This is a genomic window from Archangium lipolyticum, assembly GCF_024623785.1.
Classification (GTDB): domain Bacteria; phylum Myxococcota; class Myxococcia; order Myxococcales; family Myxococcaceae; genus Archangium; species Archangium lipolyticum.
Map to the genome: position 1 here is coordinate 173,913 of NZ_JANKBZ010000006.1, position 16,513 is coordinate 190,425.

The 16,513-nt window shown below is 68.1% G+C and carries 7 protein-coding genes; 2 read left to right on the forward strand and 5 right to left on the reverse strand.

From position 1 onward, the window contains the following. Positions 1–210: 210 nt before the first annotated feature. Together NR810_RS15750 and NR810_RS15755 are read left to right on the forward strand one after the other, a co-directional pair. The gene (locus tag NR810_RS15750; protein ID WP_257453426.1) at positions 211–1,512 is read left to right on the forward strand and encodes an inositol-3-phosphate synthase; all 1,302 of its coding nucleotides are present in this window, start codon (positions 211–213) and stop codon (positions 1,510–1,512) included. Positions 1,513–1,520: 8 nt separating this feature from the next. Beyond that, a complete protein-coding gene (locus NR810_RS15755; protein ID WP_257453427.1) occupies positions 1,521–1,922 on the forward strand; it encodes a DUF1622 domain-containing protein in 402 nt (133 codons plus the stop codon). Positions 1,923–1,958: 36 nt separating this feature from the next. On the opposite strand, the gene NR810_RS15760 is transcribed toward NR810_RS15755, so the two are convergent. From NR810_RS15760 to NR810_RS15780, 5 genes are all read right to left on the reverse strand, one after another. Then, complete coding sequence (locus NR810_RS15760; RefSeq protein ID WP_257453428.1) at positions 1,959–3,008, reverse strand: 2-ketoarginine methyltransferase; 1,050 nt, start codon at positions 3,006–3,008, stop codon at positions 1,959–1,961. Between the two features lie 8 nt (positions 3,009–3,016). Next, on the reverse strand, positions 3,017–4,171 hold the full coding sequence (locus NR810_RS15765; protein ID WP_257453429.1) for a beta-methylarginine biosynthesis bifunctional aminotransferase: 1,155 nt from the start codon (positions 4,169–4,171) through the stop codon (positions 3,017–3,019). Between the two features lie 232 nt (positions 4,172–4,403). Continuing rightward, positions 4,404–5,276, reverse strand: a complete 873-nt coding sequence (locus tag NR810_RS15770; RefSeq protein WP_326522504.1) for a 3-hydroxyacyl-CoA dehydrogenase family protein — start codon at positions 5,274–5,276, stop codon at positions 4,404–4,406. Further along, positions 5,273–7,393: a prolyl oligopeptidase family serine peptidase gene (locus NR810_RS15775; RefSeq protein WP_257453430.1), complete on the reverse strand. Its 2,121-nt coding sequence runs from the start codon at positions 7,391–7,393 to the stop codon at positions 5,273–5,275. The genes NR810_RS15770 and NR810_RS15775 overlap by 4 nt, the downstream gene beginning before the upstream one ends. After that, positions 7,393–16,449 (reverse strand): non-ribosomal peptide synthetase, encoded by a 9,057-nt coding sequence (locus tag NR810_RS15780; RefSeq protein ID WP_257453431.1) that lies wholly within the window; start codon positions 16,447–16,449, stop codon positions 7,393–7,395. The genes NR810_RS15775 and NR810_RS15780 overlap by 1 nt, the downstream gene beginning before the upstream one ends. Positions 16,450–16,513: the final 64 nt, after the last annotated feature.

Genomic DNA, 16,513 nt, shown 5'->3' on the forward strand with positions numbered 1-16,513 from the left:
CGCTCGACACCCCCACGGTCGCATTGACCTACGGACAGGACAGTGGAGTCGCGCCATTGGCCGAGAGGGCAAGTGGCTGTACGTCCAAGGAGTACTTAAGCCTTAGGCGAGCACATGGGGGTGGAGGATGCGGGTGTGGTGGTTCCTCTCCCGGCACGTACTCCGACTCGGGCGGGCGCCCCGAGTGTCGGCACAACAAGTGAGGGACAGATGAAACGACCAGACACGATCCGCCCGCCAAGAGGGAAGCTCGCGGTCCTGCTGCCCGGCATGGGCGCGGTCTCCAGCACGTTCATCGCGGGCGTGCTCCTGGCTCGCAAGGCCCTGGGGCTGCCGGTGGGCTCGCTCACCCAGATGGGCAGCATGCGCGTGGGGGAAAGGCAGGTCCGCCTGAACCAATACCTGCCCCTGGCCCAGCTCGACCAGCTCGTCTTCGGCGGCTGGGACATCTTCTCGGACAGCGTCTACGACGCCGCCGTTCACGCCAAGGTGCTCGAAACCTCCCAGCTCGAGCCCGTGCGCGCGGAGCTGGAGGCCATCCGCCCGATGAAGGGCGTCTTCTATCCGCAGTACGTCAAGCGCCTGCACGGCACGCACGTGAAGGAAGGCGCCACCAAGGCCGATATGGTCGAGCAGGTGCGCGCGGACATCCGCTCCTTCCTGCGCGCCAACGGGTGCTCGCGCGCCGTGGCCGTCTGGTGCGGCTCCACCGAGACCTACGTCGCGCCCGACCAGGTGCATGGCTCGCGGCAGTCCTTCGAGGCCGGCCTGCTGAAGAACGACCCGGCCATCACCAACTCGCAGATCTACGCCTGGGCGTGTCTCCAGGAGGGCGTGCCCTTCGCCAATGGCTCGCCCAACCTGGCGGTGGACTTCCCCGCCGCCGCCGAGCTCGCGCGTCACCACGAGGTTGCTCTCGCCGGCAAGGACTTCAAGACGGGCCAGACGCTGATGAAGACCGTCATCGCGCCCGCCCTGAAGGCCCGCATGCTCGGCGTGCGCGGCTGGTTCTCCACCAACATCCTCGGCAACCGCGATGGCGAGGTGCTCGACGACCCGGAGTCCTTCCGCTCCAAGGAGATCACCAAGCGCGGCGTGCTCGATGACCTCCTCGATTCGGACACCCATCCGGAGCTCTACGGAGACCTCTTCCACAAGGTCCGCATCGAGTACTACCCGCCTCGCGGCGACGCCAAGGAGGGCTGGGACAACATCGATCTCTTCGGCTGGATGGGTTACCCCATGCAGATCAAGATCGACTTCCTGTGCCGCGACTCCATCCTCGCGGCCCCCATCGTGCTGGATCTCGCGTTGCTGCTCGATCTCGCCCAGCGCGGCGGCCGCATCGGCACCCAGGACTGGCTCAGCTTCTACTTCAAGAGCCCCATGACCGACCCGGGCCGCTCTCCCGAGCACGACCTGTTCGTGCAGAGCATGAAGCTCAAGAACACCCTGCGCTCGCTCATGGGCGAAGAGCCCACCTGCCCTCCCGGCGCTGAGGGCTACGACTGAGAGAGGCCATGGCCTTCGCGGAATGGGTGTCGGTGTCCGCGCTCCTCTTCGAGGGCGCTGGCGTGGCCGCCATGGTGGTGGGCACCGTCTTCTCGGCGGTCTCCGTGCTGCTGCGCCTCCGCCGGGAGCCCGGTGCGAGCCTCTTCCGCCATTTCCGCGAGAAGGTCGGCCGCTCCATCCTGCTCGGGCTGGAGCTGCTCGTCGCCGCCGACATCATCCGCACCGTCAGCGAGGAGCCCACGCTTCAGGGCGTGATCGTGCTCGGGCTCATCGTGCTCATCCGCACCTTCCTGAGCTTCACCCTCGCCGTGGAGCTGGAGGGGCATTGGCCCTGGAAGAGCGCGGAGCTGAAGCTGAAGGGGTTGCGGCAGGAGCCGCCCGTTTCCGAGCAGCGGCACCTGGACCACTGAGGAGGGTGCGCAGCCGCGCCCCCTCCTCGTTCCGGCTCAGCCGTGACGCGCCACCCGATCCGCGCGCCGCAGCAGGAAGCCGATCTCCAGCCCCGTGGAGTCCACATCGGGCGTCACGGTGTCTTCCGCGACCACGGCCAGCCCGGCCTCCTGGAACAGCTTCAGCCAGAAAGCCCGCGTCTCCAGCCGCTGCCGCGTGAAGGGATGGAAGAGGTAGTAGGGGTTGTAGTACGCGAGCGAGAGCCCGTGGCGCATGGCGCGCGGCTCGTCCATCTTCTGGTCCACCTCGATGACCACCAGGTGGATGTCCGGGAAGCGCTCCGTGAGCTGCTTGAGGAAGCCCACGACGCCCGCCTCGCCCTCCTGGCCCAGGATCTCATGGAGCACGAAGCCGAGCACCGTCAGGTCCGGCGAGAACGACAGCGGCGTGCGGAAGAACTCCACCGCGCCGCTGCACGTCAGCTGAATCCGGCTCTGGAGGTGCTCGCGCTCGACCAGCGCCACGGCCGCCTCATAACCCTTGCGGTCCGGCTCCACGCCCCACGCCTGGATTTCGGGGAACAGCTTGCAGAACTCCACGAGGTACAAGGCGTTGCCACAGCCGAGGTCCAGCACGCGCTTCACGCCGCCCGGAATCTGGGACATCAGCCGGCGGGTGAGAGGGATGGCGTCGTAGTGGCTGATGGCGCAGCTGCCAATTCCAACCAGGTCCGCACGCCGCGAGGCGCTCCCGCTCCCGACCTTCAGCTTGTCACCGAGCTCGAGGAACGTCTGTCCATACCCACCGATGAGCATGGTGTACCAGCCGCGGAACTCCGCGAGGCCGCGCATCTTGTCGAGCATGTGCACGCGCCCGTTGGCCCCACCCAGGTAGCCCTCGTTGCGCATGAACTGCAGGAGCGCGGAGGCGCGCGCGGGCTCGAGCTCGAGCCGCTTGAACAGCTCGCCCTCGTCCTGCTCACCCTTGGTGAGCGCGTCATAGATGCCACTCTCGAAGACGTGGTGGATGGCCGCCGCCACCACGAACGCACGAATGGGCTGAAGCGCCTCGATGAGGCGGACCTCGGTCGACGAAAAGGTATCCATGGTTTTTTTCAGATCCTCGGAGATGCGTGTCCGTAGATGGCGAGCGATTCGGCGAGCAACTTGAGGGCGCGCGAGAGCGTGTCCCTCGGGGCACCGAGCGGCAGCCGGATGAAGGGGCCGCTCACGCCCTCGTACTGGCTGCACGTCGCGAGCAGGAGCCCGAGCTCGCGCAGGACGGTGTCGCCGTAGGCCTCGATGTCCTCCACGGGCAGGGACGCGAACAGCTGCGTGCCCCCCACGCCGGGCTCGCACACGACACCGGGCACCTGTCGCAACGCCTCCGACAGGAGGCGCCTGCCACTCTCCACGTGGTCCACGAGCGCCGCGTTGCCATGCTCGAGGATGGACGCCGCGAGCCGCTGGGACGGGCCCGACACGCACACGCACTCGCGCTCGAGCAGCGCCGACAGCATGCGCACGTTCTCCGCGCTCGACAGGACCCAGCCCACCCGAAGACCCGGCGAGCCGTAGTTCTTGGACATGCTGTTGACGGTGTACACGTGCGGCCAGGCCTCGCGATTCGCCAGCGGCGACCCACGGTCCACCCCCGGCTTCGCGAAGCTGTCGTAGACCACGTCCGCGAGCAGCTTCGCGCCGCGCGAGGCGGCGAGCTCCGCGAGCCGCGCCATCTGGGCGGACGACAGCACCTGCCCCGTGGGGTTGTTGGGGCTGTTCACATAGATGAGCCGCGTGTCCTCGCCGAGCAGGCTCTCGAGCTCCCCGAGCCCCGCCGCCGCGGAGAAGTAGCGGACGCGGAACCCCGCCGCGCGCAGCATCTGGGGAATGCAGATGTAGACGGGAGCCTGCACCAACGCCACGCTCCCCGGCTGCGCCAGCGCACGGATGACCAGGGAGAGGCCGTGCAGCGCCCCATTCGAGACGAGGATCTCCTCGGGGTTGGGAGAAATCTTGTTGACCGCTCGCTCGCGGGCCTCGATCGCCCGCAGGAGGAAGGCCGAGCCTTCACAAGGGCCATACGCCAGCGTGTCCTCGGCGTGCAGCACCCCGTCGGGAAACGGGCTCGGCCAGCACGGCACGTTCTCCGCGACGTTGATGAAGGTCCGGTCTGGGCACGCATCCACGTAACGCAGCCGTTGCTGCAGGAAGGTGAAAGGGCTGTCCGCGTCGACGATGCTACGCTGCGCTGTGAGATTGCGGGCCATGCGAAAATTTTCTAGGGAAGCGGCGTCAGTGCCGTGCGGCGTTCGCATGGGACGTCTGCGAACACAGAGCCGCTGGCGGAAGTCGAGAAAGGTTGCTCCGCCCGTGGCGGATGTACTCTACGAGCGAAGCCTGCGACATCTTCAATGACACTATCAGACGTTTGCGGCGATGGGCAACGCGGAGTTGGGGCGCCGCGTACCTCGACGCGGCGCACCTGGAATCCCGCGCGACTCAGTACTTGTGGAATCCCTCGCCGCTTTTGCGCCCGAGCTTGCCGGCCGCCACCATCTTGCGCAGCAGCGGACTGCAACGGAACTTCGGGTCCTGGTAGCTCTCATACAGGACGTCGATCGAGCTGACGACCGTATCGAGGCCGATCAGGTCGGCGGTCTCGAGCGGACCCATGGCGTGTCCGTAACATTGCTTGAAAATCTCGTCGATCGCCCGCGCATCGGCGACCTGATCCTGAACGAGAAAGGCCGCCTCGTTCATCATGAGGTGCGAGATGCGGTTGGCGACGAAGCCCGGCAGGTCGTTGACGACGATCGCCGACTTGCCAAGCGCCGCGAGGAGCGCCGAGGCCCTATCGAGCGTCGCCTGCGTCGTATGAAAACCGCGGATGACCTCCACCGCGGACTTCAGATAGACGGGGTTCATGAAGTGCATGCCGACGATCTGCTGCGGCCTGCGCGTCACGGCTGCGATCCGGGTGATGGAGATGCAGGAGGTATTGACGCCAAAACACACTTCCGGGCGGCAGATGGCGTCCAGCTCGGTGTAGACGGCGCTCTTGGTCGCGAAGACCTCTGGAACGTTCTCGACGATGAAATCGCAGCCGGCGACATCCGCGAGACGCGTCGTGAAACGCAGCCGTTCGAGGGCCTCCGACACCTTCACCTTCGGTAGCGTCGCCTTCACCAGACCGCCGAAACGCACCAGCCGTACGATCTCCTCGCGCGCCCGCGCGAGGGCCGCGTCCGAGACGTCGACCAGCACCGCCGACAGGCCATGCAGCACCAGGTCGTGCGCTACCCCGATGCCCATCGTTCCGGCTCCGATGACACCGACGGTCTTCAGGTCTGCCGTTGTGTCTCCATTACTCACTGTGCGGCCTCCAAGGTTGCGCCGGACTTCTCGCCCGGCGTGGGCGGTACGACATCGAGCGCCCAGCAATAAAAGCTTAGCTCGTCGACATCTTGTTCAACGAGCGCCGTCAACGTGGTGCCGCCACCGTGTCCCGAGTCCCGGAGCGACAACAGGAAATAGGGTCCGCCCTGCGTGCCTTCGGCCTGGAGCCTGGCGACCATCTTGAGCGGATCATGCGGCGGCGCGACCCGGTCGTTCGCCGCCGACACGAAGGCCATCACGGGATAGCGGCGATCGGCCCGGATGTTGTGGTAGGGCGAATACCCGGCGAGATACGCACCCTCGACGGGATCCTCGGGCGAGCCGTATTCGACGGTCGCCGAGCTCAGGTGGCCGAAACTCGGGAAGCGCAGCATGTCGAGGATGGGCGCGCGGCAGTAGACGGCGCCGAAGGCCTCGGGCGCTTGCAGGGCGGTGGTGGCGACGAGCAGACCCCCGTTGCTGTTGCCGCGTGAGACGAGCCTGGAGGGTGTCGTGTAGCCCGCTGAGACGAGCCACCGCGCCGCCGCGATGTAGTCGTCGAAGGCGTTCTGCCGCCGCGTCTTGCATGCCGCCTGGTGCCAGGCGCGGCCGTATTCGCCGCCACCTCGAATGTTGGCGAAGGCAAGCACGCCTCCCAGCTTCAGCCAGGCGGCATTGAGCGCCGAGAAGCGAGGATCCAGCGCGATGTTGAAGCCACCGTAGGCGTTCAGGCGCACGGGCTGGCGTCCGTCGCGGGGCAGGCCCTTCCGGTGGACGATGAACATCGACACCCGCGTACCGTCGAGCGACTCGTACCAGACCTGGTCCGTCACATACTCCGACGCGTCGAGCCCGACGTCGGGGACGTGGTACGGCGACAGGCGATCCGTCGCGTAGTCATAGCGGTAGACCGAGGGTGCCTGAACGTACGACGTGAAGCTCACCCACACCTCGTCGCCGCGCCAGGAGCCGCTGATGCCGCTGACGATGCCGTCTCCCTCGTTGCGATTCACCGAGCCGAGGGCTGGCAGCGCGAGGTCGCGGAGGTAGGTGCCGTCCTCGGCGTGGATGCGCACGCGATGCGACGCCGCATGCGAGTAGACGGCGTAGAGCCGGCCGCCGACACCGGTGACCGTCTGCAGCGTGTCCGAGTTCTCGGGGATGAGCGTCCGCCACTCCGTCGGCGCCGTCAGCGACGCGACGCACAGACGGCCGCGCGGCGCGTCGAGGTCGGTCTGGATGAGCAGCGAGTCGCCAATCACCTGCACCTGGTTGACGGACCGCATGACGGGAGCCACCGGCACGAGTGCGTCGTCTTCGAGGCGCAGCAGGTAGACGACATTGGCGTGCACATAGTCCCACTTGCAGAGCACGGCGAAACGGCGGCACTCGCTCATCTTGACGGTGCACCAGTACTCTTTCTCCTGGTCATCGCCGAAGACGCGGCGGGCGGGCACGCCCGATCCGATCCGGTGCTCGTAGATGGAGTTCCAGTGCGCCTCGTCGCCCGGGGGCACCTCGCCCGGCTCGGGACACGCCGCATAGAAGAATCCCGACGAGTCGGGTCGCCAGGCCACCGACGTGTGGCTCGTACCCCGAGGCCGGTCGGGAAGCAGCCGCCCCGTCTCGACGTCGAGCACGTGGATCACCGCGTCGTGGGCGTTGCCAATGGACTTCCCGAACGCGACCAGCGCACCGTTGGGTGACGGCACGGCGTAGACCAGCGCCTCGTTGCTCGCCCACGTGTTGGGGTCGAGCAGCGTCTCGAGCGGCGCGCCCTTGCCGCGCCGGAACATGAACTTGAGCTTGTTGTCGCTGGCGTCCGCCTTCCAGAGAAACTCGCGTCCGTTCGGCCCGGCGCAAATCGGCGGAGAGAGCCGCGCATAGCGCGCTGAGCGGGCGACCGTTTCCCGCAGCCAGTCGCGTCCCGGCAACGCGCGCAGCACGGAGTGCGTGACGGCTTCCTGCGCGGCGATCCACGCCTGGGTCTCCGGGGCGTCGAGCCGCTCCAGCCAGGCGTAGGGATCTTCAAACCGCTTGCCGTGCAACGTGTAGCCGCTCTCCGGCTCACACCGCGTCGTGGGGAACTCCAGGGTCCGGTTCAGGTTCTTCATCACGAGCCCCTCCTCCGGCGCGCGACCAACTTGCTGCGATTCGCATCGCCGGGTTCAGTCCGGCGCACGGTGTCGCGGTCCGCCGCCGGCTCCTTCAGGTACGCCGCCTGAGCGCGCAGCGTCGGGAAGCGGAAGAGCGTGGCCACCGGTACCTCGCGGCCCAGCGCTTCGCGCAGAAGGCTCTGAAGACGAACGAGCCCCAGTGACGTGCCGCCGAGATCGAAGAAGTTGTCGTCGAGCCCAATGCGCTCGGTGCCAAGCGCACGCGCCCACGCCGCGGCGACGGCCTGCTCGATCCGGTCGCTGGGAGCGGCGTAGGCCGGGCGGTCGCCGCCGGTCGCCACCGCCTGCGGTGCCGGCAGCGCCCGGCGGTCCACCTTGCCACTCGCGTTGAGAGGCAGCGTCGGCAGCTGCACGAAGTGCGACGGCACCATGTAATCCGGAAGCGCCGCGGCGAGACCCGCGCGCAGCGCCTCCTCGAGCTGGGGTCCGGCGCGGTCTTCTTCGGCGACGTAGTAACCGCAGAGGCTCGCATCGCCGCCCGTGGCACCGCGCACGGCCACCACCGCGTCCTTGATGCCCTTGCAGCGCCGCATCATGGCTTCCACCTCGCCGAGCTCGACACGGAAGCCACGCACCTTCACCTGATGATCGATGCGGCCGCGGTACTCGATCTGCCCATCGTCCCGCCACCGCGCGGCGTCGCCGGTGCGGTAGAGACGGCCGCCATCGGCACCGTGCCCGAAGGTATCGGGAACGAAGCTCGCCGCCGTCAGGTCAGGCCGGTTGAGATAGCAGCGCGCCAGACCGGCGCCACCGATCGCCAACTCGCCCACGACGCCGACCGGCGCCAGACCCCCGTGATGGTCGATGATGCGGAGCGTGACGCCCGCGAGCGGTTTGCCGATCGGGATCTCCCCGGAGCCGTCCCAATCCGCGAGCGAGAACCCGCTGGCGTAGATCGCCGCCTCGGTCGGGCCGTAGAGATTGTGGATCCGCACCGCCGGACAGAGCGAGCGGAAGGCCTCGATCGGACCCGGTACGGCGGCCTCGCCCGCCAGGAACACATGGCGCAGGCTCCCGAGTCGCTGCGCGGTGGTGGCGTCGAGCCCCTCGACCCAAGCTCCGAACATGGACGGAACGAAGTTGAGGTGCGTCACGTTGTGGCGGGCGATCGCCGCGACGATCGCCAGCGGGTCGCGCTCGCCCCCGGGTTCGAGGAGCGCCAGCCGGCCGCCTGCGTGCATCCAGCCGAACAGCTCCGCCGCCGAGACGTCGAAGGTGCTGGCGGTCTTGTGCAGGTAGACGCCGTCGGCCTCGAGCGGATACGCCTGCTGAAGCGCGAGGATCGTATTGACGATGGCGCGGTGCTCGACGACGACGGCCTTCGGTGTCCCGGTCGAGCCGGAGGTGTACAGCAGGTACGCGGCGTCTTCCGGACGCGCGCTGTCGCTGGCCGCGGGCGCGCCGCCCTGCTCGACCAGAGCGCGGACACCACAGGTTTCGCAGCTCGTGAGCAGGAAGGCCGGGTCGGCGTCGTTTCCGAGGATGAGGCGTGCACCACTATCGCGAAGCATGAACGCCGTCCGATCCGGTGGCGTTTTCGGATCGATGGGCAGATAAGCGCCACCCGCCTTCAACACGCCGAAGACGGCAACGACGAAGTCGACCGAGCGCTCGAGGCGCAAGGCGACGACGGAGCCGCGCCCCACGCCCTTCGCGGTCAAAGCCGCGGCCAGACGGGTCACCCGCTGATCGAAAGACGTATAGGTGAGCGTCTCGCCGGTGGCGGACAAGATGGCGGGCCGGTCACCGAAGCGGGCGGTCGCCGCGCTGAGCAGCGCCGGTAGCGTCATCGCGTCTGCCTGAGGCCGCGGCACCGGCGACGTCGCCAACGTGTCGAGGAATGCGCGTCCCTCGTCGTCGACGAGGCTCAGCTTTCCGATGGGCGCATCCGGACCCGTGGCGATGCGGAGGCCAAGCGTCGCGAAGTAGCGCGCGAACCGCGCCACCGTCTCGGGACGGAACAGGTCCGAGGCATACTCGAACGTGGCGGTCAGCCCTCCGTCTCGCTCGGCCAGGTACAGCGAGAGGTCGAACTTGCTGGCGACCACGTCCGTGTCTCGCGGCGTCACCTTCAGCCCGGCGCTGTTCGGAACCGAGAGGTCGATGTTCTGCAGCGCCAGGAACGCGTCGAACAGGGGGTTGCGCGCGGTGTCTCGCGCCGCGCCCAGGCGCTCGACGAGCTCCTCGAACGGATAGTCCTGGTGCTCGAAGGCATCGAGCGTCGTCCGGCGCACATCCGCCAGGAAGGCGCGGAAGCTCTTCCGCGCATCGAGCTGATTGCCGAGCGCGAGCGTGTTGACGAAGACGCCGACGATGTCTTCCAGGTCGGCGTGGTTGCGGCCCGCGACCGGTGTACCCACGACGGTGCGGTCCTGCCCGGTGAGCTTGGCGAGGAAGACGTGGAAGGCCGCCAGGCTGACCATGAAGAGGCTTGCGCCCTCCTCACGGGCAAGACGGCGCCAGCCATCCACGACCGCCGGTGGCAGGGTGAAGTGGGTGAGCGCCCCGGCCGTGGTGCGAACCGGCGGCCGCGGCAGATCCGTCGGCAGGTTCAGGACCGGCGTCTCACCGGTGAAGCGGCTGCTCCAGAAATCCGCCAGGCGTTGCCGGCGCTGCTGCTGCGCGGGCGTCTCCAGCCAGGCGACGTAGTCCACGTACTGCAGACGCGGCGGAGTCAGTGTCTCGCCGGCATAGAGCTTCAGCAGGTCGCGCAACAGGATACCGGTCGAGACGCCATCCAGCGCGATGTGATGGAAATCGAGAGCCAGTGTCGCTTGCTCCTGCCCCGTGCGCAGGAGCAAGGCCCGGATCAGCGGCGGCCTGGCGAGGTCGAACGGCCGTACGAAAGCCGTGATGCGCTGAGGCACCTCGCTGGCCGTGACGTCCGCTACGGCGAACGGTACCTGCACCGTGTCCTCGATACGCTGGAAGAGCACGCCGTCCTCGAGGAAGAAGCCGGTGCGCAGCGCCGCGTACCGGGCCACCAGGGCCGTCAACGCGCGTTCGAGCCTCGCCGCATCGACAGCACCGCTGAGCTCGACCGCGAGCGGCAGGTTATAGGCCAGGGTCTCGGGCGCGAGTGCGCTCAGCACGAAGAACCGCTGCTGAGCTGGCGACACCCGGTAGCGCGCCTGCGGTGCCAACGCCTGGATGGGCTCGTGGCGTTGGAGCGCGGCGGCGCGAATCCGCTCGGCGATGGCGCCGAGCGTCGCCTCCTCGTAGATCGCCGCCAATGGCAGCGCGACACCGAAGGCCCGCTGGACGCGCGCCGCCAGCAGCATCGCCTTGAGCGAATGGCCTCCCTGCGCGAAGAAGTCCGAGTCGGTACCGAGCTTCGCGGCGTCGACGCCAAGAGTGGAGGCCCACAGCTCAGCGAGCTTCACCGCGAGCGGGTCACCGAGCGGCACCGACCGGGGCGCCGGCGCAGCCGTGGTAGCCACGGCACGCAGACGCCGCCGATCGACCTTGCCGTTACCGGTGAGCGGCACGGCCTCGATGCCGATGAACACAGGCGGCACCATGTAGGACGGCAGCGTCTTTCCCAGCTCGGCGCGCCAGCGGGACGCATCCTCGGGCGAGACCTTGCCCTCCTGCGGCACCACATACGCCACCAGGCGGCGCCGCCCTCCTCCGTCGTCCACATCCAGGACGACGGCCTCCTTCACCCCGGCCAGCTGGCGCAACCTCTGCTCTATCTCCCCCAGCTCGACCCGGAATCCTCGAATCTTGACCTGCTGGTCTATACGCCCGAGGTACGTGACGGTTCCGTCGGGCTTCCAGCACCCGAGGTCTCCGGAGCGATACACCCGCTCGCTTCGCGCCGCCTCCGGCAACAACGAGGCCGGCATCGTCGCGTCCGGCAGGCCTCGACGGTAGCGCTCCGCCGTGAGGTCATCCCGGCCGTAGTAGCCCCGGCCGACGGGCCGGCCTCCGAGGTAGATTTCTCCCGGCGTGCCAACGGGCTGGCTCATCCCGTTCTCGTCGAGCACGAAGATACGGAAGTTCGACACCGGCTTGCCCAGGGCGGGTCGCGCCGCGACCTCGCTTCCCGCCCCGAAGGCGGCGGCGATCACCAGGTGCGTCTCGGAGGGTCCGTAGTGGTTGTGCAGCGTCACACGTCCCTCGCGCACGGCCTGCGCGAGCAACGGCCCCACCATCAGCGCTTCACCCGCCGCGATGAAGTGGCGCACGCACGCCGGAACGGCCGCGGCCATCTCCGCGTCGGCGAAGAAGGTATCGAGCAGTGCCGGCGTCAAGTACACGACCTCGACCCCGCGGCGCTCGAGCAGCGCCAACAGCCTCGGCACGTCCCGCTGTACCCCCGGAGGGATGAGGTGCAGTTGGCCACCTGTCAGAAGGGTCGTGAACATCTCCTGCGCCGACACATCGAAGCCGATGGAGGCCAGCTGCAGCACCTTGGGTACCGCCGGCAGTCCCATTTTCTCCCGGGTGTACTCGGCCAGGTTGAGCATCGTGAAGTGCTCGACCATGACGCACTTGGAGTTGCCCGTGGAGCCCGAGGTCGAAATCAAATACAGCAGGTCATCGGGCCCGCTCTCCACCGTCGGCACCGGCGCCGCGGGCGCCGTCTCCAGCCGGTCCAGCGACAGCAGCGTGCGCGCCCTGCCCTCCCCGGACTGTCCGGCCTCCTTCAGCCACTCGAGCTTGCGTCCTTCGAGCGCCGACGTGGTGCTGACGAGGTGTTTGACTCCCACCGAGCTCAGTACCTCTTCGATTCTCCCGTCCGGCAGCTCGGGGTCGAACGGCAGGTAGGCGCCTCCCGCCGCGATGATTCCCAGCACCGCCGCCACCATGTCCGGCGAGCGCTCCACCAGCAGGCCCACCACCGTCTCCCGCTTCACTCCAGAGGCGCGCAACACGGCCGCTATCCTCTCGGCTCGGGCCGCCAGCTGGGCGTACGTGAGCTGCCCTTCCTCCCACACCACCGCCACGCGCTCCGGCGTTCTCGCGGCCTGGGCCGCGAACGCGGCCGGCACGCTCGGCCCGAGCGCGACATTCCTGTCCGTGGCGTTGAAGGCGACAACCACCTGCTGCCGCTCCTCTTCGCCCATGACGTCGAGCTTGCTGACCCTCCGCCCCGGCTCTTGCACCAGCAGTCGCAGGGCCCGCTCGAAGTAGGTGCACAGCCTCTCGGCCTCCTCCGCGGTGAACGCCGGCTGCGCGTGGCTCACCACCAGTTGCAGGCGCTCTCCCGTTGTATCCACCGTGAACTCGAGCTGCATGTCGGTCCGGACATGCCCCTCGGCCTCTATCTTCCTCTCGGCCCCGGCCGTCAGCGCTCCGTCGTCTCCGAAGTCCGTGTAGTTGAAGAAGGCCGAGAAGAACGGATTGCCCCCGCGCGCGTCCTCCCCGGTCACACGGATGATTTCCGCCAGAGGCAGACGCTCGTAGGGCCTGACGGCCTGAAGGCGCGCCTCCACCGTCCGCGCCAGCTCCTCCCAGCTCGCCTCGGCCGGCATCCGGATGCGGAACGGAATGGTGTTGAGGAAGCAGCCCAGCAGCCGGTCACCGTCAACACACGTCGGCCGGTCGTGCGCCACCAGTCCAACCACCATGTCCGCGTGGTAGTTGAACATCGACATTGCTTCCAGGTACGCCGTCAAGCACAGCGTCTTGACACTCACGCCCCGCGCCTTCGCCGCCCCGCGCACCGCGGTGACAAGCGTCGGTGGCAGCTCGCGGCTCATCTCCCGCACGTCGTGCGGCTCGTTGCGCCGCGCTTCGGCGAATTTGTCGAGAGGCACGAAGCCCTGGAGCTCCTCGCGCCAGAAGGCGGCGGCCTCGGGCCTGCGTCGCTCGAGCAGTTGCTGCAGAACGTGCTCGCGGTGCCGGCTGCTCAGCGGCTCCGGTCGGAAGCCGGGCTCCACCTCCAGGCGGCGGTAGATGGCGTCGAGCTCGCGCACGAACAGCGATGCGCTCCAGCCATCGAGGATGGCGTGGTGGGCGACGAGCGCCAGCACCAGCCGCCCTCCGCCGCAAGCAAATGACTGGACGCGCCACAGCGGCGCCTGCTCCGGCACGAACGGCCGCGTCCGGTCCTCCGCCAGCCACGCCCGCACCGCCTCCGACTGCTGGCGTGCGTCCATGCTGGCCAGCTCGAGGTGGCCATACACGACAGGAGCGTGCTTCTCGACGAGGAGCAAGGGTCCGTCAGGGCTGTCCAGAACGAAGCGCGAGCGCAGCACCTCGTGCTTCCCGGCGAGCAACACTAGCGCACGGCGGAAGCGCTCGGCGTCGAAGCCCGGAGCCGAGAACTCATACACCAGCTGGTCGTGGTAGACGCCCTCCCCCGGCGACTTCAGGCCGTGGTAGAGCATGGCCTGCTCGATATCGGTGGCGGGGTAGACGTCGTCGAGCGACTTGACGTCTGCGAAGGCCGCTACGCCCTCCTTGAGGCGCGCGAACTCCGCGGCAAGCGCAGCACGCTCTCCGTTCTCATCAGTGGCCGAGGCCGAACCAGAGACCAGCGCCGAAAGCCTGGCGAGCGTGTCGTGCTGGTAGAGGTCCGGAATGCGCAGCTGCGTGCCGAAGGCCTCGTTGACGAGCCCGACCAGACGGATGGCGCGAATGGAGTCGCCGCCCGCATCGAAGAAGCTGCGATCCGCCGCCACGTTTCCTGCACTGATGACAACGTCCCAGATGCCGCGCAGCTTCGCTTCGACGGGCGACGTCGCGCCCGGAACCGCCGCTGGCGCTGCCGCCGGCGCCGCCGCCATCGAGAGGGGAGACGGAAGCGCCGCCCGGTCGAGCTTCCCATTGGCCGTCAGCGGCACCCTCTCCATCGCCACGAAGTACTGCGGCACCATGTAGTCGGGCAGGAACTTCCCCAGGTGCGCCCGCAGCTCATCGTTCAACCCGCTCCGGTCGACGGCCGCCATCCCCTCCTTGAGCTCGAAATAGGCGCACAGGTAGGTCGCACCTCCATCGGTGCGCGCCACCACCACGGCTCTGGCCACCGCTGGGTGCGTCTTGAGCTGCGTCTCTATCTCTCCCGTCTCGACACGGAACCCTCTCACCTTCACCTGCGCGTCGATTCTCCCCAGGTACTCCAGGTCCCCGCTCTCCAGCAGCCTCACCAGGTCTCCGGAGCGGTAGAGCTTCTCTCCCGGCACGAACGGGCTGGCCACGAATCTCGCCGCCGTCAGCTCGTCCCGGTTCAGATACCCGCGCGCTACTCCCTCTCCTCCCACGCACAGCTCACCCGCCACTCCCAGCGGCGCAAGCTCCAGCTGCTCATCCACCACGTACGTCGACAACGTCGGTATTGCCCTCCCGATGTTGCTGACGTTCGTCTCTATCTCCTTCTCCCCTATCTCCTTGTACGTGACGTGGACCGTCGTCTCCGTAATTCCATACATGTTGATCAACGCGACTTCCGGATACCGCCTCCGCCACGTTGCCAGCTTGCCCGGGTCGAGCGCCTCGCCTCCGAAGATGACGTAGCGCAGCGCCTCCACCCTCCCCGCCTGCGCCTGCTCCGCCTCGATGAACCCATAGAACGCCGACGGCGTCTGGTTGAGCACCGTCACCCGCTCACGAATCATCAGCTCGACGAACGCCGATGGATCTCGCGCCGTCATCTTGGGCACGACGACAACACGGCCGCCGTACAGCAGCGCGCCGTACATCTCCCATACCGAGAAGTCGAAGGTATAGGAGTGGAAGAGCGTCCAGGTGTCCGTGGCGCCGAAGCTGAACTGGAAGCGGTCGTTGAACAGCAGGCGCACCACGTTGCGGTGCTCAATCAACACGCCCTTGGGACGTCCCGTCGTGCCCGACGTGTAGATGACGTAGAGCAGGTCGCCCGGCGCGTTCACCGGCGCCAGCTCGGGTACGGGCCCCTGCCACAGCTCCGGGTCGTCGAGGTGGAACCACTTCGCCGAGGGGGCCAGCTCCGCTGCGCCCGGCCGGGATGCCACGACGAGGCGCGCCCCGCAGTCCTCGAGGATGAAGCGCATCCGCTCGGCCGGCAGGTCGGGGTCGATGGGCACATAGGCCGCGCCCGCCTTGACCACCGCAAGAATGGCCGTCACCAGCTCCAGCGAGCGGTCGACCAACAGCGCGACCATCTGGTTGCGGCCCGCCCCAGCGGCTCGCAGCTTGCCAGCCAGCCGGGTGGCCCTGGCGTCGAGCTCCGCGTAGGTGAGCGAGCGGCCTTCATACGTCACCGCGATGCGCGAGCCGTGACTGCGGACAGCCTGGTCGAACAGCTGCGCCACGGTCGCCTCGCTCGGCCAGGAAGCCGGGCTGGCCGACAAGTCAAGGATGCGCCGCCGCTCCGCCTCGGGGATGACGGGCAGCCGCGCCAGCGTCGTCTTCAGGTGCGCCGTGAAGCCCGCGAGCAGCTGGGCCCAGGCCGCCAGCAGGCGCTCCAGCAGCGGCACATGCGCCGGGGCCAGACGGTGCACGAGAGAGACCGCGCCATCCTCTCCGCTGTCGTCGAGCGTGAAGACGAGTGGAATACCCGCCGGTGTCGGCAGACCCGAGTGCAGGACGGCGCTGCGGAAGAGCGCGCTCGCGTCGTCCTCTGGCAGCGACGTCTGCCGTTGCCGCAGGCGCTCGCGCAGCGCCTCATAGGGGTAGTCTCCATGCGCGAGCGCTTCCTGCACCGTTGCCTTCACGGCCCCCAGCGCCGCCGCCAGCTCCAGGTTGGCACCCAGGCGCGTGCGACAGGCGATGCGGTTGCCCGCCGACGGCCCTCCCGCCGGCATCAGCGTCACCAGCGTCACATCCTCGCTCTTGGCGTAGCTGCGCAGCGCCGTCTTGAGCAGCGCCATCCCCAGGATGGCCACACCCAGTGGCGAGCCTTTGCTCACCGTGCGCAGGCGCGCCGCTGTTCCCGTGGACAGGTTCAGCCTCAACGTCGACTCTGGCCCGTCGCCACCCCGCCCGAGCGACAGCCCATGAGGGTTGTCGCCCAGCCGCGCGTGCCAATAGTCCTCGATCAGCTTCTTCTGCTGGGCATCCATCTGTTGCGATTCTCCAGGTGTTCCAAGGCGTGGCTGTGGAGCCTGCGCGCACCCTAGGCGCCCT

Coding starts and splice junctions, on each gene's coding strand:
- NR810_RS15750 (WP_257453426.1), top strand. CDS start 211: ATGAAACGACCAGACACGATCCGCCCGCCAAGAGGGAAGCTCGCGGTC.
- NR810_RS15755 (WP_257453427.1), top strand. CDS start 1,521: ATGGCCTTCGCGGAATGGGTGTCGGTGTCCGCGCTCCTCTTCGAGGGC.
- NR810_RS15760 (WP_257453428.1), bottom strand. CDS start 3,008: ATGGATACCTTTTCGTCGACCGAGGTCCGCCTCATCGAGGCGCTTCAG.
- NR810_RS15765 (WP_257453429.1), bottom strand. CDS start 4,171: ATGGCCCGCAATCTCACAGCGCAGCGTAGCATCGTCGACGCGGACAGC.
- NR810_RS15775 (WP_257453430.1), bottom strand. CDS start 7,393: ATGAAGAACCTGAACCGGACCCTGGAGTTCCCCACGACGCGGTGTGAG.
- NR810_RS15780 (WP_257453431.1), bottom strand. CDS start 16,449: ATGGATGCCCAGCAGAAGAAGCTGATCGAGGACTATTGGCACGCGCGG.